This window comes from Rugamonas apoptosis (genome assembly GCF_014042355.1).
Classification (GTDB): Bacteria; Pseudomonadota; Gammaproteobacteria; order Burkholderiales; family Burkholderiaceae_D; genus Rugamonas; species Rugamonas apoptosis.
In genome coordinates, this window is record NZ_JACEZU010000019.1 from 13,943 (window position 1) to 36,873 (window position 22,931).

15 protein-coding genes are annotated in these 22,931 nt (G+C 62.1%); all 15 read right to left on the bottom strand.

The features are described 5' to 3' along the window. Position 1: 1 nt before the first annotated feature. A complete protein-coding gene (locus H3H39_RS26210; RefSeq protein ID WP_182157348.1) occupies positions 2-616 on the bottom strand; it encodes a hypothetical protein in 615 nt (204 codons plus the stop codon). 25 nt (positions 617-641) lie between these two features. Next, positions 642-1,418 (bottom strand): hypothetical protein, encoded by a 777-nt coding sequence (locus tag H3H39_RS26215; protein WP_182157350.1) that lies wholly within the window; start codon positions 1,416-1,418, stop codon positions 642-644. Between the two features lie 10 nt (positions 1,419-1,428). Continuing rightward, positions 1,429-3,609, bottom strand: a complete 2,181-nt coding sequence (locus tag H3H39_RS26220) for a hypothetical protein (protein ID WP_182157352.1) — start codon at positions 3,607-3,609, stop codon at positions 1,429-1,431. A 29-nt stretch (positions 3,610-3,638) separates the two neighbouring features. Continuing rightward, complete coding sequence (locus H3H39_RS26225; RefSeq protein WP_182157354.1) at positions 3,639-4,574, bottom strand: DsbC family protein; 936 nt, start codon at positions 4,572-4,574, stop codon at positions 3,639-3,641. Positions 4,575-4,585: 11 nt separating this feature from the next. Continuing rightward, positions 4,586-5,707, bottom strand: coding sequence for a secretion/conjugation apparatus DotM-related subunit (locus tag H3H39_RS26230; RefSeq protein ID WP_182157355.1), 1,122 nt, complete (start codon positions 5,705-5,707; stop codon positions 4,586-4,588). 8 nt (positions 5,708-5,715) lie between these two features. Next, the gene (locus tag H3H39_RS26235; protein WP_182157417.1) at positions 5,716-6,084 is read right to left on the bottom strand and encodes a lytic transglycosylase domain-containing protein; all 369 of its coding nucleotides are present in this window, start codon (positions 6,082-6,084) and stop codon (positions 5,716-5,718) included. A gap of 323 nt (positions 6,085-6,407) precedes the next feature. Beyond that, the gene (locus H3H39_RS26240; protein ID WP_182157357.1) at positions 6,408-13,340 is read right to left on the bottom strand and encodes a strawberry notch-like NTP hydrolase domain-containing protein; all 6,933 of its coding nucleotides are present in this window, start codon (positions 13,338-13,340) and stop codon (positions 6,408-6,410) included. 48 nt (positions 13,341-13,388) lie between these two features. Continuing rightward, positions 13,389-13,940, bottom strand: a complete 552-nt coding sequence (locus tag H3H39_RS26245) for a hypothetical protein (RefSeq protein WP_182157358.1) — start codon at positions 13,938-13,940, stop codon at positions 13,389-13,391. A 42-nt stretch (positions 13,941-13,982) separates the two neighbouring features. Next, complete coding sequence (locus H3H39_RS26250) at positions 13,983-14,516, bottom strand: hypothetical protein (protein WP_182157359.1); 534 nt, start codon at positions 14,514-14,516, stop codon at positions 13,983-13,985. Between the two features lie 76 nt (positions 14,517-14,592). Further along, on the bottom strand, positions 14,593-16,746 hold the full coding sequence (locus H3H39_RS26255) for a DotA/TraY family protein (protein ID WP_182157360.1): 2,154 nt from the start codon (positions 16,744-16,746) through the stop codon (positions 14,593-14,595). Positions 16,747-16,748: 2 nt separating this feature from the next. Further along, positions 16,749-17,279 carry a hypothetical protein gene (locus tag H3H39_RS26260; RefSeq protein WP_182157361.1) on the bottom strand — a complete coding sequence of 177 codons (531 nt, stop codon included), beginning with the start codon at positions 17,277-17,279 and terminating at the stop codon, positions 16,749-16,751. A 15-nt stretch (positions 17,280-17,294) separates the two neighbouring features. Beyond that, positions 17,295-18,518, bottom strand: a complete 1,224-nt coding sequence (traW, locus tag H3H39_RS26265; RefSeq protein WP_182157362.1) for a conjugal transfer protein TraW — start codon at positions 18,516-18,518, stop codon at positions 17,295-17,297. Next, a complete protein-coding gene (locus tag H3H39_RS26270; protein ID WP_182157363.1) occupies positions 18,515-21,577 on the bottom strand; it encodes a putative type IV secretion/conjugal transfer ATPase in 3,063 nt (1,020 codons plus the stop codon). The genes traW and H3H39_RS26270 overlap by 4 nt, the downstream gene beginning before the upstream one ends. Positions 21,578-21,595: 18 nt before the next feature. Then, a complete protein-coding gene (locus H3H39_RS26275; RefSeq protein ID WP_182157365.1) occupies positions 21,596-22,327 on the bottom strand; it encodes an HNH endonuclease signature motif containing protein in 732 nt (243 codons plus the stop codon). 44 nt (positions 22,328-22,371) lie between these two features. Continuing rightward, entirely contained in the window at positions 22,372-22,833 is a 462-nt protein-coding gene (locus H3H39_RS26280) for a DUF6750 family protein (RefSeq protein WP_182157366.1), read from the bottom strand. Positions 22,834-22,931 lie beyond the last annotated feature (98 nt).

Here is a 22,931-nt window from a genome sequence, read left to right on the forward strand (position 1 = left end):
ATCACTTTGCGATGCCGCGGATGAGGAGTTCGGCCAAGTCGCGCGCGGCCTGCGGCGATGGCGCGGCCGGCCGGTCATCCCAGTAGAATTTTGGTCCGGTACGTCCCAACAGGTCGAAATGCTTTCCCACCCGTACGAAACTGTTGATCTGCATGAGGTCGACGGTGCTCGAACTGGGGCCGCAGTTTGCGAAATGCAGAATGAAGGCCGTGGAAAAACCGATGCCGTGATTGCCTGCGTAATAATCGGTGGGCCAGAAATTATCGATATCCGGTGTGACCAGCAGATCGGCCAACTTCGCCGAGGCTGGCAATTTGATCCAGTTGGCGACCTCCCGCAGCGCGCCCCGTCGTTGCGCGTCCACCGCGATTTCTTCTGATGGCGGGAACAGGGGATCACCAAAGCTGAATACCAGGTGGTACCTGCGGTGCTCGTCGGCGCCCGACAGGGCCAGTAAGCGGGCTTTGACCGCCGCGCGTACCTGATCCACGGGTAGCGTGAAGGTTAATCGCGTTGACGACGGGCTTGCCCGCAGCTCGACCTCCGGCCCGCTGGCCGCGCACGCCGGACGCGCGCAGACGAGCAACGCCGAAAAAAATCCCCGCGTGGCCGGCAAGCGCCAATTTCGCCATCCACGTGTTCTACACATTGCGATACCTCTCCCGCGCCTGGCTATCCGAGGCCAGCCTGGCGCGGTCATGGTGGGTGGCGGCGCAAGCTTGCCCGGACAGCGCGTTTCCCGGCCGCGTGCCACCAGCATCGCTATCCGCGAGTGAGGGAGGCATCCGACCAGTGTCGGGCGAGCGCCGTGGTGGTGAAACCGCCAACCCGCTCGATCCGGGCGGTGACGACCCGGCGTCGCGCACCTCCATTCGTTCGGCGACCATGCGCATCAGTACCTTCTCGGCGGTGTTCTGCGAAGTCTGCGCATGCGGCGCCACGGCTCCTGATAAGGCGTAGCGATAGGGGGCGTTGATCGAGGCGAGCCGTATCATGCTGCTCGCTGCCCGCTCGAAGTCGTTCGGATCCTGAATCTGCCGCAGCTCTATCAAGTCGCGGTGCGCGTGACTGGAAAACAGCGATGCCGGTTCGCGGCCTCGTTTGATCGCCGCGTTGAACCTGTCTCCGATCGCGCCCAGGCAGTATCGATCAAGGTGCCGCTGCTGGTCCTCCAGGCTGGCCTCATCGTGCGTCCGCCACTGCCGCTGGCGCAGCCCAAAAACGACGGGAGGACGATCTGGCAGGATGAATTCGATGCGCGTCGCGCCCAGCTCGCGTGCGACGTCACATGCTTCTCTGGCCGTGCGGCACAAGCGAGGCGGATCGACTGTGAGCGCCCCGACGCGAAAGCGCAGCGGTGGCAGTTTGTAGCTCTCGGTGATCAAGGTTCTGAGCCTGATGCGTGAATCGGCTGGCATATCCGTCTCCTCAATACACTTCGTCTTCGGGCTCCGGTTCCGGCCCGCATTCATGGTGCCAGTATGGAGCTCGACCGGACTGGTGGACCTCGTTCAGTACCCGGCGCGCGGCCTGGAACAGAACGATGCCGCGCTCCACCGGGGTGACCTGGAACCGTTCGATTTCATTCATGTGCGACGCCGCGGCCTTGATGGATGCGAGGATGGGATCGTCGAGCTTCGGATAAAGGGGGGCGTCGCATAACGTCAGCTGGGACAGGATATTGTCGGCTAGCGCGCGTTCCGTGCCATGCAGGCGTTTAGCGCTGGACGGCATGCGCTCGATTCGAGGGGCCGACAACTGGATGAAGCGGTTGATATGCATAGGCAGCCGCTCGCTCTTCTTGTCGATGTCGGGAATGTGGAAGGAGACGCAGGGCACGACCTTGTCCTTGAAGATCAGGTATCCTTCGCCTGCGGACAGCTTCTTGAGATCATCGAGTCCGATGCGGTCGTGTTTCTCGACGCTGATGTCGTCCTTGACGGTGAAGGACATGGAAAAATTTCCCGCCACGGCTTGATGTCCGTTCACGGCGCTCACGCACGATTCGCCCGCCGCCTTGCGGAACAGGTCGAACGTGTCGGCCGGATCCTCGAGCGCCAGTGTCCATTTGATCTTGGTGTTGGCGATCACCGAAGCGCTTTCGGCGCCGGCGTCGCTGCGCTTGAGACCCTGCACGTCCTGGACGCTGGCCACCATCATGTAATTGAGTTCGCGGGCCTGGGCGAACATCGTGGCCATACCCTCGGCGAAGTAGTTGGCCAGCTCGTCGTTGATGATGATGTAGGGATGGGGGGCGTTGGTGGGATTGGTGTCCAACACGTCCGCCTTCCTGCCCTCAAGCCGGTGACCGAGGTCGCGCGCCATGCTGAGCCGGACCTGCGATGCGTACAACTTTCCGAGGGCAGCCGCTTCCGCAGGCGATTTCTCTAGCGGCGGTATCATCACGGCCAGAATCCGGCCGTTCTGCAGAACGTCGGGCACGTCCACTTCGGGATAGCGGTCAAGGAAGATGTACCCGTAGGTGTCGATCAGCAGAGACAGTATCCGGGAGAATTCACCGGTCAGATAGCCATGCTGATTGAATACTTCCTTATCCCACTGGTCAGGTTCCTCCGCCAGTTCGGGCCGGAAGCCTGGCAAACCGGTTTCGAAGTAGGCCTTGATCGGCAGATAGGCGAGTTCCGGAAGCTGGCCGGCGCGTCCTTCCAGGTAGAGCTGGACCAGGTTGTTCAAGGCAAGGTAATGACGGATCACCGGCACGGAGATGTCGATCTCCCCGCGTGCCCGTTTGTAGCATAACGCCCGGAACAGCGCGTCCATCAGCGTGATGGCTTTCTGCTGCCACTTGACGCTCTCGCCTGACGCCTTGGGAATGATCGAGGCCACCAGCTGCAGCAGGAAGTCGGCGGCGCCGTCGCCGAAGGGGTTCATCGTGTTCGATTGGGCGAGGTGGACAAGGCCATCCGAGCCCGACTTCTCGCGCTCCACCATCTTCTGGAATGGATCGACGCCGCCGGTAAGGAAATTCACCACGAGGAAGTCATCCTCGCGACCGAGACGGCGGCACAATGACCACAGCGAAAAGGGAACCGTCGCGCTGCCTTTGCCGTCGCCAAACACCGTGCCTGAACCCCAGCACAAGGTGTTGTACGCGATGCCCAGCAAGGTTTCCGTCTTGCCGCCACCAGTTGTGCCCGCCAGAAAAAGGTGGGTTCGGCAGTCCGAGCTGTTGAACCAAAGCTCCCGGCCGCGCTCCCGGATATCGCGTGCGCACAAATAGCCCGCGAAGAAGATGCCTCCCGCCAGCATCAGTGTGCGGACGGTGCGGGTGGTTGGAAAGAGGCCGAACAGCCAGCTGGAGGACTCAATCCGTTCCTGGTAGTCGCTGGGATCGGTGCCGCCGACGTCCTTGGGACGACGGAATGGCATGAGGTAGGGGCGCTCATTGAAATTGGTGACCAGCCAGAGGGTCGCCATCGTCCAGATGGGCCACAGCGCTGCCAGGAACAGTTGGCCGGCCAGCAGCAGGAGCAGAAGCGCAGCGCAGGGCACGGGCCGGTACAGCTGGGCACTCAACCGTGCCGTGGCCGTGCGCGTGTCGCGCGTGAGCGCGGACGTGTCAATTTCATGGTCGGGATTGATGTACATGACGTTTCCATCCTCTTCGCATCAACGTCTTAGGGCGATGTGGACGACGAAGTCTCGCGCATCCACTGGCTGACCGAGGCGGCGTTGTTCGGGATGTTGTCCGGGAAAATAACGCCGGTGCCGCTGATGATCGTCGGCGTGCCGCTGAAGCGCATGGCCGCGAAGATTGTGTCGTTGGCGTCGGCCGCCGCGCGCCCCAACGTGCAGTCCGCACCCGCCACGTCGCGGCTGGCGACGATGGTTGTCCATAGCGCGAGCCGGTCGGCGCCGCTGGCGCACAACGCGTGGCTGTTCCGGCTTTTCGAGGCGTCGCCACCGATCGCCGATACCGGGAACACGTGGACGGTGAATGTTTTACCCAGCTCCGCCAACTCGTTCTCGAACCGTTGACAATGGGGGCACAGCGGGTCCGAAAAGACGTAGAGGGTACCGCCTGGCGCTTTGGACAGGGTGACGGAGAACTTGCCCGATTTCGCGCCGTCGGCCATCGCCCGGGCCAGCTCGTCCTGTAGCGGCCGCCTTGGCGCCGGCTGGCGCGGCGACGGCTCGGATGCCTGTGCGATAGCGGGAGCGGCCATCAGCGCTTGCGGCGCGGAAGGCGCCATGGGGGTGCCGCGTGTCAGCGCGAGGTTCAATGTCGACATCGCCACTACGATGGACGCGGGGATGCCGATCCACTTGGTGATGGTGCCAGCCAGGCGCCAAAGGTACCGGGACCGGATGTGATGCTCCATGCGCGTCACCAGGGTCTCGAGCGCGCCACGGGCCTGGCTTTCGGAGGAAAACGTTTCGATGACGGTCGCGTGCTGGCGCGACGGTGTCTCGGCGGTCAGGGCCAGGCCAGCCACGGCGAACGACACGCCATGGTCCAGCGTCACGATGGACGCCGACCGGGTGACGCCGCTCGCGCCGAACTGGATCAGGAGAGAATCACCAAACAACTCGGTACGGTCTACGGTCGACATAGGGATTCCTTTCATTGTTGTCTGTGCACGATCCCCACCTTGATCAGGTAAGACTCGATGCCATCGATGGCGTCGTCCACACACGGCTCGGTCAGTTGATAGCCGTGTTCGGCGGCGAATGTTTCCCATAAAGTTTGCGTATAGACGGCGGCCGACTCGACGAACGGCGTCTTGCGTCCCGTCGTGTTCAGCGCGTACCACAAGGGCCGATCCATGCCTTTGAGCCAGCGGAAGTGGGCGCTTGAAAGCCTGCCATATTTGAGCGAGTCCTTATGCATGGCGTGCAGCAGCGTGCGCGCATAATGATGCTTTTCCAGCCAGATGCGGGCGGCGGGATGTTGGACATACTTTGCGAAGGCGGCGTTACAGATGGTCAGGTCCGGGTAGCCACGGCGCCCTTGCCAGTTGATGTGGTGGCAGGAGCGATTGAGGGCGTCGAGCATGGCCTGGGCATGCGCGATGTCTTTGCCGTCGGACAGCAGCCGTGCGCCGAAGATGGCGAACATCGCCTGTTCCGTCAAGCTCAGTTGTTCGAGCGACGCCAGCCGGCCACCCAGGTCTTTGACGAGCTCGTCGGCGCATAGGTCTCTGCGCAGTTGGCCGTTGACGATCAGATTTCTTTGTTGCGCCCATTCTTCCGGATTGAGCGAGCGGCGGTGTTCGGCAGGATCCACGTTGAGCAGATCGCCATAGTAGAGGACGGGCGTGACGGCCGGCGCATGCCGCGCCATGATGTGCGGCAGGGTGGCCGCCGTGATGGCGCGCCTGGTGCGATTCGCCGGGTGGCGCCATGCGCATACGAGGCCGTATAGCCCGATGGCCGCCGGCAGCGGGACGAAGCACCATCCGCCGGCGTTGAGCAAGTCGAGCAGGGCGCCGGCCGCGAGCTGCTCGGGACGGTAGGCTGCGGCGATCAAGCACCGCTGCAGCGGCGCGACATGGTCGTTCAACAGCGGCAACTGGCGCAGGTAATCCAGTTCCAACCAGGTCGCATGCAGCAGCCAATATGCGATCAGTCCGTGATACATATGCCAGGCGACCACCACGCCCACCAACGCGGCGCCACCGAGCACGAGGTATAGGGTGGTCGTTTCGCTCGCGGCATTGGTCGCGCTTTGACTGGCCATCGTCATGGTGAGCCTCAGAACTTCAGTGAGTTGCGGTAGACGGCAGCCTGGTACGCTGCCTTGGGCGCGGCCGTGTGCGAATGGTAGTGGCCGATTCCGGACCAGAAATCGCCACCGGCCGCGTTGATTTCGAAGCGCAATATGTAGGCGGCGGCCCGGGCCGACATGCACATGTCGTTCGTGAGCTGGTCGGCGGTGATGCCATATTGCCGCTTGAATTGCCGGATCCACTGCGTGTTGATCTGGAAGGGGCCATAGTCAGCGGTCTTGTTCTTGTTGTAGCTGACCGTTCCGGTTTGCCCGCCCTCGGTCATGCGAATGGCGATCAGTGCGCGCAGCGGAATCGAGTAGTCGGCGGCGGCCTGGGCGACGCAGGCGGGCAGCCGGGGGCATCAAGAGCGGAGACATGTGATGCGTCCTGTCAAACAATATCGGGTGCTGTCGACGCGGCAGCTGCAACATGCGATTCCTGAGGAAAGCGGGATGGTGATTGGCCGGGAACGCCGTTTGATCCGTCCGCCTGAGGGCGCTCCGCCACCAACGCGAGTGATTGAGGCATGACCTGTTTCTCCTGTACGTGTGGACGGAACCGTGGCGCATCGGCGCTCTTCAATTTGCAGTATAGGTATTATGCGAACTGACTTTGGTGAGTTCATGCGAACGGTTTGATGTCGCTCAACGGCAGATTTCCGGAGCGGCGACGCCTTCACGGCGTCAACGGCCAGGTTCCGCCAGAGGCGTTGCCGCCGGACGCATGGCCTAGTGCCAGACGATGAAGTTCCTGCCGCAAATCCCCCGCATCGTTCGCCTCGCGCTCGCCCGGTGGTTCTGAGGAGGTGGGTGGGGCAAAATGGATCGTGGCCTGCAACGGGCCATGCCGTTCCAACACATGCCGGCGCGCGCGGGCCAGCAGATCAAGCGTCTCGGCTTGTGTTCTTCCCTCCATCCAGTCCGCGACCTGGGTCAGGCCGACCGCGCGCAATCCTCTTTGTATCGCCAGTGCGAATCGCTGGAAGCCACGCAACGTGGCACCGCTGGCCGCCATGTCCGCCAGCGCTTCTTCGGTCGCTTGGTGGGGCGACATGCCAAAGATCGCTTCCAGCTGAGTGGATCTTCTCGCCAGCGAGGGATTGTTCTCGCGCAGCCGTGTCAATTCCGCCTCGAGTTGCTGCGGCGCGAGTATGGCGCGCATGCCGAAATGCCCGAGGACTTCATGGGCGAGCGTGAATTCAACATCGGCTTCGTCGCTGAGATTGCCGCTCACCAGGTACACCCTGTTTCGCCAGTAGGCGCCACGCGTGTCGGCCTGGGCGGCGAATGGCAGATCGGCGACGGTGCGTACGCACACGATCTCCGGGCAGGTGGGCCAGCCGCGCCTGAGACGAGACGCCACCGTTTCGACCGCTGTGACGGGGAGGGCAGTCGCGACCAGGGATGCGCTCCGACCGCCCGTTCTTGAAAAAGCCGGGCTATCGGTGTCGGCACCGCCCTTGGGGACCAGGTCGGTTAATGGCTTCGCGTTGAGGATGCGTTGCAGCACGGGCGCCTCGTTGGCCCCGGTGGGGATGAAGATGCGCATCTCCCAGCGTATGCGTTCGGATAGGGCGCCCTGTTCGGACAGCCACCGGATATCCCCAGGCGACATATGCCTGCCGACTAGCTCGATGCGGCGGTCGCCCCCGACCTGGGTGGTACGGAGTTGCCAGCCATTGGCCAGCGTCGCGCGACCACCGCTGGCCAATTGGGACAGGACGTCCGGCAGGGACATATTGGCGACGGACGAAGTGAGGCTCAGGTTGGCGAGCGTCTGTTGTAACAGACTGGGTGGGACCACCCGGCCAAGCAGCCTTTCCCCGGCATCGGTCTGGGTACGGATCACGCGTGGCGAGCCTGGAATACGGTCCCAGATGGGAAGCAGGGCGCCTGTGATGAAATGGATGCGTTGTACATACGTGCGTGGCGCCGCCGCAAGCTCCCTGGCCCACTCTCGTTCCGCTTCGTCGTGTTCAAGGCGCGTGTAGGCGCGTACCTGGCGCTCGACTTCCTCCTCGCCAAGCTCCGCCTTGATCCGGTCAATGACCTTGCCGAGCGCGGCGCGCCGTTCGGCGCAGATGCCGAGCATGGTTCCCAGGTACTCAAGCCCCTTGATGCCACCTTCGCGCAGCGCCTTCACGCCAATATCGCTATATTCCTGGAAGCTGCGGCCGTTGCGTTCCCACCGCTCCAGGAAGGGTTCGCCCACGTAGGCCGGAACCATGTCGATGCGCGTGATGGTGGCGCAGCCTCGGGATGCGGACACAATCTGGTCTACCGTGTCGACGTAACGCACCGGGCCGGTGGGGTGGTATTGGCGCCCGCGCGTGATCAATATTCCCTGTTCGTTGGTCCCGCCGCCAGTGCCGACAAGGGCGAAGACTTTACGCGTCTTTTCGTTCCTGAAGAACCCCACGACGCCGTCCTGCAACGTGCCATCTTCGCGGAAGACGGGCAGTTCCGAAAATGGCGTCGTCGTCTGGGGGCGGTGCAGGGCCAACTCCACATAGCGCGTCTCGGCCCCGGTACGGGCGTCAGCGTGCACAAGTTCGTCCCTGAGCTTTTCGACCGAGTCCGCGCGGACCGTTTCGACGCCACAGTCATAGCTACCCTGCTGTTTGGCGACTTCGATGACGTGGCGCAGCATGCGGGAGAACTCCGTAAAGACACGGTCCTGCTCGTGGGTTTTCAGCGACAACAGGCGGTTGAGGAACTGCGGGATGCCCGGAAGCTTGGATTCATTCAGTGCGCCCGTGCGTTGGTCGATCAAGCCGTTTAGCCCCATCGCGTTGGCCGTCTCGTCGAAATCGAGCGGTGAACGGTGCCGGTACATGTCGTTGAACATGATGCGCAGTGCGCGCGCCGCGTAGATGGATTCGAGATTGTCTTCGGCGCTGAACAACCCTTGCGCGCCGGTCTGCCTTTGTCCCTTGGTCAGCGCGCCAAGCTGGTCGAGCCGCCTGGCGATCGAGGAGATGAAGCGCCGCTGGGCCTCGAGGTTCGTCGTCGGCAGCACGTAGTGGGGCTGACTCGCTTCGTTGGTGCGGTGGGTGCGTCCCATGCCCTGGACGGCCTTGTCCGCACGCCAGCCGGGCTGTATGACATAGTGTATGCGCTTGCGCTGGTTCGCCTGTGCCAGGTCCGCATGGAACGAGTAGCCGGTTCCGCCGGCGTCGGAAAACACGAGCACGCGCTTACGGTCCGCCATGAAGGCGTCCGCGTCGGCGGCCGACGCGGCGGCGGAACGTTTCTGCTCCATCACCTTGAACGCGCCACTGTCGTCGTGCTGCGTGATGAACCGGCGCGCACGTCCGGTCACTTCAGCGACCTGCTCTGGCCCGAAGGTATTGATGATCATGTCGATCGGGTTGTCCGGAATGCGGATGGCATCGAGTGTCTCCAGCAAGGCATCGCGCTTCGCTTCCATTTCCCGGTTAATGACTGCCTGGCCCTGGCTATCGACGGCGGGCCGCTGGCGTGTGTTGCCGTTGCCGTCCTTGTACTCCTCGTATTGCTGTACCGGGAAGCCGTTGCGAATGTAGTCGATGAGGTTCTGGCGCGGCGTGAAGTCGAGCTCCTCGAGGTCGGCGCCGGAGCGGGCCATATCGGCAGCCTGGCGCTCCTGCGCAGCCTCGTTGGTGTTCACCAGTTGAAACACGGTCGCGTTACCGGCGGCGAGCTGCTCACGTGCGTGCTCGATGACGGTCGCCATTTGCATGGAGGTCACGACCTGGTTGAAGAAGCGCTGATGTGCGCCCCAGAACCGGGACATGGCGGCGCTCTTCGCGTTGCCGTCTTTGCCCTGGCCGGTCGATGCCAATGCGGCGTTCACGTTCTTCAACACGGTCTGCCACGCGCCGGCAAGTGCGTTGTATATATCGATTTGCAGCGGCGTGAGCTCGTGTTCCAGCCTTTCGTACGTGACACCATCGAAGCTCAACGAGCGAGCAATGTACACGCCCATCGCCTTCATGTCCCTGCAGATCAATTCCATCGCGGCGACGCCGCCGGCATCGACGGACTTGGTGAAATCCTGCGCGCTGTGGAACGGCGTGCCGTCGCCCCACAGGCCAAGCCGGGTCGCGTAGGCGAGGTTGCTGACCTCGGTCGCGCCGGTGGCGGAAACATAGATGATGCGCGCCTGCGGCAAGGCGCGTTGGAGTTCGACGCCGGCCAGGGCTTTGGCTGCCGGCGGTGTCTTGCCGCGGCTGCCGCGCTTCTCGATCACGTTGGCCATGTTGTGGCTTTCATCGAACGCGATCACGCCGTCGAAGTCAGGGCCCAACCAATTGAGCAATTGTTGCAACCTCGCCTTGGCGGGAGCGCGCTTGTTTTGCGTGGTCTTCGCCTCACTGCGGGCGAGCAGGGAGTACGATGTGAACGCGATACCCGCTGGCTGGAGAATCGCGTCCGCTGGTTTGATCTTCGCATGTGAGAATATCAATGCGGGGTCGCCCAGTACGCCCGCGAAATCGCGTTTGGCGTCGCGCATCAGGCCCGATTTTTCCGAGATCCACACGGCTTTTTGCCGACCGGCGTGCACGCTGTCGAGGATGACGGCGGAAATTTCGCGGCCTTTTCCTACTCCGGTCCCGTCACCGATGAAAAATCCCTGCCGCTCGCCTGATGGCAAATGGTGGACGTGGGCCTGACCCGCGTACACGACGGCTTCCAGCTGGGGCAGCGACAGCCGGCCAGACTCGATCACTTCCGGGGGGAGGCGAGGGCGGTGCGTGGGTGCCGGGGGCATGACGGCGGCCATGGCCGCCGATTGCACGAGCGTGCCCGGGTGGGGCTGGCTTCCGATGACAGTCAACCGTTGTGGAACGTATTGCTCATAGACGGCGTCCGTCAGTGCGGACGCTGCCAAGGGCGCCGCCGTAGCGGCGATGTCGACACCGGCTAGTCTCCCGTCGTCGTGAGACCGTTGATCAGGGCGTCGAGCAGGACCGTGGCCGCGTCCGCCGGGTCTTGTACCGTCGACAGCGCCTGCGGCGCCAGGTAGTATTCCTGGCCTGGCAGATGCTCCGGGTTGGTCAGGAAGCGCATCACCGAGCGTGGATCCCATGTGCTCATCCGGTCGATCACCGCGCTCAGTGTCTCCCCGTCGGGCCAGTTCGCCGGAAAGGGATTGATGTCCAGGGCGTTCTCCAATCCCCAGCGCATCAGTGCCAACACCGGCAGTTCGCGCGGGTTCTGGAACCCTGTCGGAAGCAGCGCCGCCGCTGCCCGGTTCAGCGGATGGGACCAGGCGCGGGCGGTTCGGTTGACCTTGTCGTTCATTGCGGATTTCCTCCAGAAGCTCAAGCGCGTCGCCGGGTTCGCGTATCGATTCGGCCACAATGGCCCCCTGGTGCGCGCCAGTTTTGTCCAGTACGACCAGGCGAACGTCGACGCGGGTGCCGTATTTCCGGTAAAAGCGTCCATCCACGAGCAGGTTTGCCCGCAGACGGCACGATTGTTTGATCTCGCTCCAGCACGGGCCGTGTCCGGGGCGGTCAGGCGACATCGATTCGGCCACGATGGCCACCAGGCGGCCGTTCGGTGCGAGGCGTTTTACGGCCTGCAGCAGGTGGAGCTCGACGACCGAGGCGCTGCGCGTGTCGCCCAACCTGCCCGCGCTCGCGCTGAATGGCGGATTCATCAAAACGACGGCCGGGATTTGTTCGGGTGGCAGGATGTTGTGCAGTTGTTCGCCGTTCTCGGCATAGGATGTCCAGTGTGGCCAGTGAGCGCGCAGGATCGCGAGACGGCGCGCGGACAGTTCATTGATGATCAGGCGAGCCCCGGCGAGCTCGCCAAAGATGGCTTGCGCGCCGGTGCCTGCCGAGGGCTCGAGCACGAGGTCGTCGCGCGCGATGTTGGCCGCCCAGGCACCCACGAAGGCTAGCGGTGGAACGGTCGAGAATTGATCGTGGCTTTCCGTTTCCCCCGCCCGACGCGTTTGTTGGGGCAGGCATCGCATGATGCGTTCGAGACGATCGAGTTTGACCAGTGCGTCCTCGACCGATCCGTGCGGCGTCAGCCCCTCGGCCATAATGGCCATGTTCACGCCTGCCTCCATGGCGTCGTAGGCATCCCTTGGGGTGTATTGGCCTCTCGCGCACGTGCCGCCGAAGGCGGCATCGGCCGCTGCGAAAAGCTCGGTCGCGGAAAATGGCCGGCCACTTTTGATGGCGTTGGCCACCCAGGCGGAAAGTTCAAGTGTCGCTCGAACGTTGATGATGCCGGCCGTGGCTGGACCGCCTTCATCGCCTGCATGCGCCGGCATCGCGGTTGAAATTGCGGCTGTGGCGGGCTTGAGCGGTGCAATAGGCATGGCGCCTTGCAGTTGTTGTGGCGGCTCGCCGCGACTGTCCGCGAGGGGAGCGGGCGCGTCGCGCAGCCAGCGTTCCAGTAGTTCCGTACGCCGCTGTGGCGAGGGATCGTCAATCGCCGCGATGTCGAAGAAGGCGTCCTTGAGTGCCCCGATTGTCGCCGCCCTGCCGCTTGACGGGGCGATACCGTCAATCAGCGTCAATAGTTCGATGCGATGCGCGGTGTACGCCGGTCCGCTGAGCAGATCTATGCCATCATCGAACAAGTCCACCGACGATTGAATATGATGCCTCGCGAGCGACCGGATTTTATGGACAAGTGCCGGATCGCGTTGCGCCAGTGTCGCGCGCGCGCGCCTGCGCAGTGTGGCGTGCGCCGTCGATTTGATCCGTTCGTGGAGAAACTCATTGAGGTGCGGCTTGAGCTGGTGCAGCGCGCCGTTGACGGCGGCGTCGAGGGTCGAGTAGGGACGGCAACGCCCATTTGGGGCAAGCACGGTGGCGTAGGTATCCACCGTGTCGTCGGCGCGCACGGCGCTTGCCCATAAACCGTTGGGTGCTTGGGCCACATCGATGAAGACCGATATTTTGCCGTCCCGCAGTTCGGCAAAACGTTCGGAGCGGTCGAACTTGGCGCTGATGATCCCATCGGGACCTGGCGCCAGCGAGTCAGGCGCGAAGCCCCATCGGGCAGCCTCGCTGCTGGCGCGGGCGTTGCGTCTGGCCAGCGTGCGGTCGACGCGCTTGGACAGCGGGCCTTCGGTGCTGGCGTCCCGAATAGTCATTTCCGCATCGCGGGCCGGACCGTCATCGGATGCTACATGGCTGGCCACAGGTACGTCGGCCGTGCCCGGCTCCAACGGGGAGTCTTCCACCCGTTCGACGTCGTCAAGCTCGCACCATCCGCCATATGATGTTGGTGACACGGTGTGGACCCGCACAGAGGACTGATCACCGGCCAAATCGGTGATGATGCTGGTGATGAAGTGCACTTCATGTTCCCGCCCTATCCTGACGACGCGGTCGCCGATGCGCAGACCTTTGGCATTGGGCACTTCACCGATCTCGTGATAGCGTGCGGGATCGGCTATTTGATCCGCGAAATGCGTTCGCATTTGTGCGGCCGAGAGCCCTTCGCCGGGCTCCAGTGCGGCGATAACACGGCGGTACACATGCGCGGCGCGCTCGAGCTGGGAGCTTCGGCTGGCGAGATCACCCTGGATTACCGGCTCGCGATCATCTTCGATCGCGGTGGTGGGGCCTTGCTGCGGTGTGATGGGAATCGGCATAGCATCTCCCAGCTAACAAAACTTTGCAGTCACTATACAATGCGAATTTTATCGGCCACAGCGATGAGCGTCATCGTGGCCGGAACGTTGCGCCTCGACCGCGTCGAAGGGCAGGGCGATTTGTCCGCGATCTCGTGTCTTGGCCGGCAGCTGTCGCACTGGGCTATAGGAAACGTCGCGGACACGCCGCGTAGCGCCGATAATGTTGTAGAGATCAGGGGCGTAATGGCGCAATGCGTCCTGATAGGCTGGGTAGGTGTTTTCGTCCATCCACCGGGCAACGTGGCTATATTGGTCGCGACCGATCTTATTGAGGACGCGGAAATCGTCCGCATCCAGCCGGGCCCATAGGCGCGCTGTCGTTGGGGAGATCGCCGGGAGAACTATGGTGCACTGTAGGCCGCTGGCCTGGCTGGCGACTGGGTATGCCCTGGAGACGTCTCGGAACAGGTCGGCGCGGCTCGCGATGGCTTCCTCGGCGGACCTGGGATCGGTCCGCAGCGCACTTGCACAATTAAGCTGGCGCGCCGCGGCCAGAAATTGATTGTTGATGAGGCGGGTGAATTCCAGCGCGGGCGGAAGGTCGAGTTGGTCCGTCATGATAGCGCTCCTTACAAATCGGGATGTTGAAGACATATGCGGCTACGGCCAGAGTGCATAGTTGATCTTCGCCGCGATCGCGCTTGCGGCACGCGTTTTGACGCGAAACCGCATGCTTGGATATTCGAAACTGTTAAACCGTAGGGAGAGTTCAGACTGAGAGTCGACCTGCTGAATGATAAATGTCTGAACGAATCCTAGCGGCTGGCACGTTGCGAAATCGACTTCCATGTCCACAATAACGATGCATGAACGGTCTTGAGCTATGCCGAAGTACTGGTCACCACGGCGTATCTCGAAACAGGCCGTAAAGCCTGGCGGTTGCGTCGCCTTGATGCGGAGATCCGTACGCTTGATGTTCCAGATCACCCAGAACAGGCCATACGCACCGCCAGGAACAATGAAGTTCATCCAGCCCGAGGCTTCCCTTGCGATCGCGTATGCATAACGCTGATCGTGGCTCGCATAATCCATGAGCAATGACACTAGTTTCGGCATGCAGATCAGCGCCGCGATAAGTAGCATGCTCGCGATCCCATTATGTATCCGGTATAGGCGATGGGCGATCGCATTCATGTTCAACTCCTCCAGAGCAGGCGTATTGCGCTGCTTCTAAACTGCGGTGGCAACTCTTGCCTATTGAAATTTCGTCTCAGCGCTTTACGCCGTTACCAGGCTTATCCGTTCCCGAGCCGGGTAACTCGGGAGCGCGGCGCATATGGTCAAGACGGCTCACCAGAACATTGACCGCGCCTCGCACCGACTCGTTATCATCTCGACCGATGCGGCTGGAAATCTGACCGCCGACCCAGTTGATCACTTGATCAGGCACAATAAAGATAAGGCCGAAGCAGCTGTGTACGAGGTTCACGCACATCGAGAAATAGATGTAAAGGAAACCCAGCAGGCTGACCAGGCCCGTGACGGAGCTGAATTGCACGTTCGCCACGGCGATGCCAAAGATTTCGTTCAGGAACGTGCCGCCGACCACAAGGCTGGCGCCCCCGCCAAGAAAGCCAACCACCATGAGAAAGGGACGGGTGATCAGGTTAAGGAGGAAGTAGTAACCATGGCTGGACTTCCCGCCCAGGCCTTCGCCCTCGCCATCGATATGCGCCATCGCCCAAAGCGGTGCCGCGACGATACCCTCCAGGACGACCACCAGCCAGTTGATGATGGCACCGAACCAGACGATGAAGGGTACTATCGGCAAGTAGATCGATAGGCCGCCTCCCAGCAGAAAGAGGGGAATGATGATCATCAGAAAAAAGGGCCTGATGGCATCGATGCCCCCCTTGATAAAGGAACCTACTCCGAACGCCTTGTCCACGATCATGCCCCCAACGCTCGATTTTGCTGCTTCAGTTGCGGCCGACAGCGCAACAAATGTACCTGTGGCCACTTCGGCGGTGACGAGCGTGTAGTCCCCGATATTTTTCATTTTTATCAGCGGGTTCGTGGTGCCGCCGCCCGAACTACCAAAGTCCGCGTTGGTCATGTAATACAGGAGCTTTTGTCCAGGTTGGCTAAAGAAGGATCCGATGAATTTGGCGGTGTCTGTCGTTCCTGTGGCACCGGTCTGGCCAAGGGCGACCGCATCCGTGTTCGATGCGAGTTGTGCCTGGTAGGCTTTGGAAATTGCGGTCCGTACCTCGGCCACGCCAGGATCACCGACAAAGCTTTCGCCGGTCAGTTGGGCCTTACCGGCGACCGCGTCGGATAACTTGCTATTTGCGACAGCGAAGGTCTGATACCATGCGCCCAGGCTCCACCATCCCGTATCCTTGATCTTGCTGGATAGGTCAACGGCGAGATTCTTAACATCACTCATTTGTCTCTGAGCAACCAGATTCACTGATCGTTCATATTCTAGTGCCGCGTGCTCGACAGCCAGATTCGAATCCGGCTGAGTAACCGTGGCGCCGTCCATCTGGGCCGCCACTTGTTCCACGAATCGCTGCGCATCGCTGCGCAGCGTGATCTGCATGGTCTTGAGCGCATCGAGGTGAGCGCGGTAGATCGGACTGGCGTCGACAGAGGGGCCGAACCATGAGGTCGAGGTGGCACTGGAGGCGAGCAAGGTGGCATCGACAACGGCGCCGCCGCATACCTTGTTGCCATCCGGGTTTTTAAGAATGAAGCCGTTGGGTATATCGAACTGCTGCACATACTCCCGTGGGAAATCGAGCCCGCCGCTGCGTGCGATCACCCGCAGTCCCGTGTTGATGCCATGCATGCACAAGTTCATCTCGTAGACGGACTTCGCGAGCGACATGGTCTCGGGGGCGGCCGGTTGCACGACCATGCTCTTGCCATCGGCGAAGGCCGCGATCGAGGCGTCGGTGCCCATGTTCGCGATCCCCACACCCAGCAGCGATCCGGCCCATAGCATCAGCAGCTGCGATAGTGCCCAGCCATTGGCGGTGGGGACAAGGCTGGAGATGCCCCAGACCAGGCGGATCGGTCCCCACATCGCATGCTGGGCACGGTCGAAAACGATGCCATCATGGGCCACCTTGGATAGCTTGCGAAACCAGACGTAGGTCGCGAACATGCCGGCGACCACCAGCAATGCCGTGTTGACCACTTGAAACAGAGAAGCAAGGATGGTGTCGCTGCCACCTGTTCCGGCCGCGAGCGGGTTGTTGACGACATCGCCGAAGATCGACACCAGCGCCTGGCGGCTCTTATCGCCGGTGCGGCGGGCCGCGTCGGCGATGGCGGACAAGGAGGTGCTATCGTCGGCGAGCGCCGGCAAGGACAGCAGCACGCCAATAAAAGCGCATCTGCATTTGCTCAGTTTCATGGTTATTCCTCCCCATGGTTTCCCAATTCCGGATCGAGAACCTGCCGAATCCAGCGCGGATTCTCGGCGAAGAAGTCGTCCAGGCCGCCGCTTTCCTCCGCCGACAGTCGGCGATTGCGCAATTGCCAGAGTCTGAAATGCGCGGAAAAGCTGGCCATGAAAAACAGGGGCATACTCGCTATGATTGTCGCGATCCCCAGCAGTCGCCCGTTTGCGATCGCGCAAGCGGAGACGACGAGAATCACCGCGGCGGTGCCCAGCGCTAACCGCTTCTGAAATAGAAAGCGGCGCTCAACTCGCGCGATCGAGGCCGGCGTGTGCCGGCGCATGACGTCGTCGAACGACGCGGTTCTCGGACCTTCGTGCTTGGGCTTGGCCGCCCGGCGCGCGAGATCACGGATGTAATGAATATTTTTTTCGTGCTCTCTCGCCGCGGCGCGTACGCGATCGATATCGCGTTTGATGACGCGCCATGGCGCCAGCACGCCGATCGCGAGCCGCCCCATCATCCGAAGTGTCTTTGAGATGCGCATGATGCCCTCTGCTCGTCAGCGACCCGCATGGCCCGGTACGGCCTTGTATTTATCAGCCAGCAGCGATTCATATTCGTGTCGTGCCGTGCTGGCCAACATCATGCCGTTGAGCATATTGGCTTTCTGAAGCTCGGTCCTTATCGACATAGACAACCAGTTTCCCAACGACGCGGTCCTGATCAGTTCCCGCGTCAGGTTGTCACCGCTCATCGCCTGCAGGTCGGACTGGTATTCCGTGTTCGCATAACGACGGCCCACTTCGAACAGTTCAAATTCACGTGACGACATCATGCCGGTGGATCTGGCTTTGGGAGACGCCATCAGGTCGTAATAGGCTCTCGCGGAAGGCGAAGTGAGTGCCTCCTGCAGGAGCGGCTTGGTCGCGGCGTTCGGCTGGCTGTCGGCGATCATCTGTTCGAGCGGATCGGCGGCGGCGGAGATGATCGCGTTGTATTGCGTCATCAGGCCCAGGTATTGGGCGCCGGCCTGCGTGTCCGCTTCCGACTTGCGCAACTGCGCCCCCACAGAACGGCGAATGGCGTTCTGCACGTACATGCGGGCCGCATCGGTTTGCTCCTGGCTGAATGTCGGGTCCGGCTTCTTCCCGTCCGGGCCGGCGCCGTTGATGATGGTGTCGAAGCGCTTATCGCCACCCGGCATGCTGGACGACACGCTCGGGCACGTTCTTGCGCCACCGTAGGCCGCATAGTCGTCCGTATCGCAGTACTGCGCATGCACCTGGGCCGCGCGCGCCGCGTCGGCCGGCTGGGGGACGGGCGGCGTATTGACGGCGGCGGCGACGGACCGGTTGGCGATGGTCGCGCCGCCTCCTGGACGAATGGAGGAGCGTGTCATCGCGGCCGCCTGAGCGATGCCAGTCGCGCCGCCCGACGCCGATTCGGAGCAGATGCTGGTGGGGATGTCGTAGCGTTGTCGCGCATCCTCGAGGCGCCGGTTGGTTTCCTGCACCGTATTGAATTCCCGCTGCGCCTTTGATGCCGCTTCGACCGTGCGGGCGGTCTTCTGGCCATTTTGATTGATCGCCTCGCCTATGTCATACAGCAGCGCCGAGATGCTGGCGTTCATGGCGATCACTGACCGGTTTACCGCATTCACGGCCGCGACGATGGCGCCGCTATCAATGCCCCCGAACGCGTGGGCCAATTCCGGTTCAGCCAGCATGGCGAGTGCAACTAGCGCGATGCTGGTCCCTGCGAATATCGCTTTCGTCTTCTTCATGACATATCCTCGATGAGTTGGGTGTCCGCCAGGTAGGCGTGCAGCAGCTTGTTGGCCAGTTCCTGCACGATCGACGTGCCGCTGTCATCGTTCGCGGCCAGGCGCATCTTCTCGATGGTGGGCATCGCGGTCCCGGCCGGGAAGCGGCGCGCGAGGATGCTCCGGGCGGCATAAATGCCGACGCGCTGTGCCAGCAGATCGCGCAAGGCGACGTCTTGCAGCGTCGTTGAAAACGCCCATAGTTCGATCGGGCCGACCGTATTGGTCAGCATCTGTGCCACGAAGCCCAGCTTCGTCTTGACCAGGGCCAGGAAGTTCACGCCATCAGGACCGGGGCCAACGGCTTCGCGTTGCAGCCGCCGGATGGCCTCCTCGGACAGCGTGAATTCCTCGCGCAGGATCGCCTCATCTTGCGCATTGCCTCCGCGCATGAGATAAATATTGGTCGCGGCCGCACGCAGTTCTTGTGGATGGTCGGAAAAATATTGTGTGGCGGAGACGATGCGGATGCCCCATTTTCGGCCTTCACGGCCGTCCTTGATCAGCGTGGCGATGAAGGGCTTGTAGCCGCCCGCGTTGTGCGTTTCATCGAAGACGATCGACTTGATTTCTTCCTTGACGTCCGCGATGCGCGCCAGGTGATAGTCGTGGTACAGGGGCGGCACCATGGGAAGCAGCGAGTCCTGACGCAGGAAATAGTTTTTCGCCGCCATGAATCGTCCGAACATATACATGATGGCGGTGCGCAGTTCGCCTTGCGGCGACTTGTTGCCGATCACGTTATTCAGGTTGATGGCGACGACGCGGGTTTGACTGTCCAATTCGAATCGCGTCCTGCCCTGGAACAGGGCATACGAGTTGTTCGCGACTGCGAAGCATCGATCCATATAGCTGAGGACCGGTTCGCCGTCGCCGTCGATCCTCGCGTTGCCAAACAGGTGACGGATTTTTTCATGGTGCAGATAGGCGTTGAAATCGGGGAGTACCGGCACCGCTTGACGTTGCGCCACGGATGCGGCGCGGTGGTGGCCTGCAGTAAAGAGCAAGTCCGTTATTTCCCACCAGGTCGCGCATTCCCACCACTTGGCGTCGCGCGATGCGCGCAAGCCGTTTTCGTCGAGAATCCTGTCGACCTCGGGACATACGTTCGGTTCATACAGGTGGGGGGAGGTTTCGCTACGGTCGTCATAGGCCAGCCTCACGAGCATTTCGTTGGCGCGCGCGCAGTCCCCCGGCACGTTCTTGGTGTCCGGGTCGCAGCAAAGCAGATTCAGGAAGTCGACCTGGAAATCGTGTTCCTGCTGGCTTGGATGACGGGCGCCCAGTTGCGTATCGAAGATGTTGACCATGTAGCGGCTGCTGTTTTCAAGTTGCAGATACACGGCTTCGGACTTCCTTGATGCAGGGAGGGAGTCGCGGATCAGATCGATTTGCCCGATCGCGGAGGTGCCCACTTCGACGGTCACGTGCAGGGGGAGGCGGGCGGCACCTGCGTTATGCATGACGGCCATTGCTGTCGTGCTGAGCATGCCGGATTTTCCCGAGCCCGGTGTGCCGGCGTACAGCTCGATCCACGTATCCTGAAGGCGGCCACCGATTTGGATCGGGTAAATTTTCCCGTCCGGCGTACGCATGAGCAGGTTGCCGCCGCCACCCCACGGTGTCGCCGGCCTTTGCAAAGGCAGCATGCTGAGCGCATCGGACAGGGGCGGCGTTAACCGGTTGGCGACGTTCTTGCTGGTGAAGGCGGGGATGCTCGACGCCCACGCGGCGACGGGGTCGCCATGCACGGAGGTGACCTGACAGGCGCCCCATGCCTGCAGCGCTTTTTCCAGCGCGGCCATCCGGCGCCTGCACTCGCGTTCCGTCGCTGCCCAGGTGGAGACTGTGACTTTCATCGACAGGATGGCGTCGGTCTTGCTGCGGGCTTCCAGATCGACCAGCGACTGCCGGATCTCGCGGTTGGCGGGGAAGACACCGGCGAAGGCGGTCATCATCTGGCGACCGCGCATCGCATCAAGTCCGCAAGGCGTGAGGTCGTAGCGGATCCGCCAAGGGATAGTGCGCTCCACCGATGTGAACAGGTCCGCGAAGGGCAGCAAGTCGGCCGGCCCAAGTTCCATCGAGAGGACGCCGTGGTAAAGTTCGTCGGTTTGAACCAGTTCGCGCGATGTGATGACGTCGTTCGCGCAGATCTGATAGCTCAGCAGCGGCGCGACCAGGTCCGACACGTCATGCGGATCCGCACGTCCGTGCGGGGTGATCTTCTCTCCCAACAGGGCGGGACGGAATTTCTGCGACGTGCGTTCGCGGTTCACCATGATCCGCACGGCCCGCACGGCGTCGGCGACATCGAGCCGTCGCAGCATGACACCTGGACGCCCGTTGGGGCCGCAGTGCTCGAAGTCGTGCAGTATTCGCTCCAGCATCATGTCGTGGCGGTCTTTCAACGCCAGCATGATCGATGCGGGCGTCTGGCCGTAGCCGATCGGTGGCAACTTGTGTTCCACTGCTTCGCGTGACCGCTGCTTGAATTCGTCCTTGCGCTCATCCTTGCTCATCACCGTCGTATGGGTGTACACGACCAGCAGGTTCTGCTCCCATGCCACCAGCGGGGCGTTGCGCGCGATGCGATCCAGGATGATGTCCTCCGTGTTCAATCCTATCCTGCGTGCGGCGCGTATCTGCGGCTCAGCGAGACGGATCAGTTCATCGGTGGCGCGTTCCGGGTCACGCTCGAGCGAGAACACGAGGGTATGGCCATGCCGGCGCATGTAGCCGTTCTGACGCACGCGCAGGTTATCAATGAGTGTTGCGAATTCATCGGGCGCGAGGATCTGGTAGCACCCCTGGACTTCGAACACGGTCAGGAGCGAAAAATCATTATTGACGAGGATGTAGGGATCGGACAGTTCCGGGTGCCGGCGCATGTCGTCGTCGGTGAGCCCGATGTGGGTAGCCAGTTCGCAATAGCTGGCGACGTCGCGGCCTATCATGTACTTCGCGAGGTAGGCCAGGACGTCCTCGACCGCTTCAGCGCAGGAATTCATGACACTCATTGCCGCTCTCCAGCCAGGTTAGATAGGCGCGTTGATGACGCTGTAATAGGTTCGCGTCCAATCGGACACGGGGTGATCGCTGTAGGGACCGGATGCCCAGCTACGCGCGACCGCCATGAACCGGCGGGGATGGATGACGAGTGCCAGGTCGGCGAAGACGATTTCACGGAGCTCCTTATCCTCCAGCGGCTGGCGCACGATCGCCGAGGCGAATGTCGCGGGTTCGTCCGTGCCCCACGCTTGCTGGACATAGTCCCGGTGCGAGGCCATCCAGTTGAGGATGTCCCTGGCATCGTGCACCGCGCTGTCGTCGCCGGAGCTCAGCGCGACCAGCATCGCGCGTTGCAGGTGATTGACGTCGCATGGGGACAGGCCAGGCAGGTAGCTGACGTAGGCGTCGCCCGGTGGCAGTTCGCCGAGATGGCACCAGACGTGGCATAGAGCACAGATGACGCCCTCGTTGCCATCCGTGTGGTCTTGGTGGTTGTCGTTGATATGGTGTAAATCGTTGAGTTCGAATTCAAATCCACAGTACATGCATGGGCCACGCTGGTGAAGGACGCCATCAGGAAAGGATGTTTCTGCGTGCGTGGATGTCGATAGCGAGTGCACAGGGGCGCCGCTCCATACCTGCGATGGCGTAGCAAGTAGCAAGCGTGGATGCGCCGCGCATGCCTGCGTATCGTTGGCGGGACCGTCTCTGACATCGGACAGCCGAGCGGAAAATTGGAGATCGTCGATCTGTTGCATGTTTGGCTAGGCGTGCTTGCGCACGCCTCCTCCCTAGCGGTGTTTCAGGTCGGAACCACGCCATGGCTGGAACCGTCGATGCCGATGGTCTCGCCAGCTTTGATCATGGTGTAGCCGATGGCGCCCAATACGGCGCCTGCCAAGATCGGCACATAGATCTGGTGCGCCTTGAGCTGGCTATGCTCACCTTCCTTGCCTTTCTTGACCCAGTTGATGCCGCCGAGCCCAGCGCCGCCGAAGCCGAGGGCGGCGAACACGACGCCCAGGTCGGTCTTGATGGAGGCCGCCTGCGTGGTACCGACGTGAAACAGGCCGGCCAAGCCGCTGGAGGTGTCCGCATGTGCGGGACCGGCGACCGCGAGGCAACCACCGGTCAGTGCTGCGCTGATCATCATCAGGCGCCGCTGCCGGGGGGATAGTGCGCACTGCGCTTGGGTGGCCTGCAAATTGGCGTAGATCCGACGGCAAACGTCGTCGTACCCCGCGCCGATGTTCCATTTTTTCATTTCGTATCTCCTAGGATAGTTGGTCTGAGACCGGCTAACGTCAGCTTCGCCACACCGTCATGTCGCGCGGCCTGCGAAGGTGATCGGGGCCCTGGTGG

Excerpts from the sequence above, each read along its gene's own strand:
- H3H39_RS26215 (WP_182157350.1), bottom strand. The coding sequence starts at position 1,418 with ATGCCAGCCGATTCACGCATCAGGCTCAGAACCTTGATCACCGAGAGC.
- H3H39_RS26220 (WP_182157352.1), bottom strand. The coding sequence starts at position 3,609 with ATGTACATCAATCCCGACCATGAAATTGACACGTCCGCGCTCACGCGC.
- H3H39_RS26225 (WP_182157354.1), bottom strand. The coding sequence starts at position 4,574 with ATGTCGACCGTAGACCGTACCGAGTTGTTTGGTGATTCTCTCCTGATC.
- H3H39_RS26230 (WP_182157355.1), bottom strand. The coding sequence starts at position 5,707 with ATGACGATGGCCAGTCAAAGCGCGACCAATGCCGCGAGCGAAACGACC.
- H3H39_RS26240 (WP_182157357.1), bottom strand. The coding sequence starts at position 13,340 with ATGCCGATTCCCATCACACCGCAGCAAGGCCCCACCACCGCGATCGAA.
- H3H39_RS26245 (WP_182157358.1), bottom strand. The coding sequence starts at position 13,940 with ATGACGGACCAACTCGACCTTCCGCCCGCGCTGGAATTCACCCGCCTC.
- H3H39_RS26250 (WP_182157359.1), bottom strand. The coding sequence starts at position 14,516 with ATGAATGCGATCGCCCATCGCCTATACCGGATACATAATGGGATCGCG.
- H3H39_RS26255 (WP_182157360.1), bottom strand. The coding sequence starts at position 16,746 with ATGAAACTGAGCAAATGCAGATGCGCTTTTATTGGCGTGCTGCTGTCC.
- H3H39_RS26260 (WP_182157361.1), bottom strand. The coding sequence starts at position 17,279 with ATGCGCATCTCAAAGACACTTCGGATGATGGGGCGGCTCGCGATCGGC.
- traW (WP_182157362.1), bottom strand. The coding sequence starts at position 18,518 with ATGAAGAAGACGAAAGCGATATTCGCAGGGACCAGCATCGCGCTAGTT.
- H3H39_RS26270 (WP_182157363.1), bottom strand. The coding sequence starts at position 21,577 with ATGAGTGTCATGAATTCCTGCGCTGAAGCGGTCGAGGACGTCCTGGCC.
- H3H39_RS26275 (WP_182157365.1), bottom strand. The coding sequence starts at position 22,327 with ATGCAACAGATCGACGATCTCCAATTTTCCGCTCGGCTGTCCGATGTC.
- H3H39_RS26280 (WP_182157366.1), bottom strand. The coding sequence starts at position 22,833 with ATGAAAAAATGGAACATCGGCGCGGGGTACGACGACGTTTGCCGTCGG.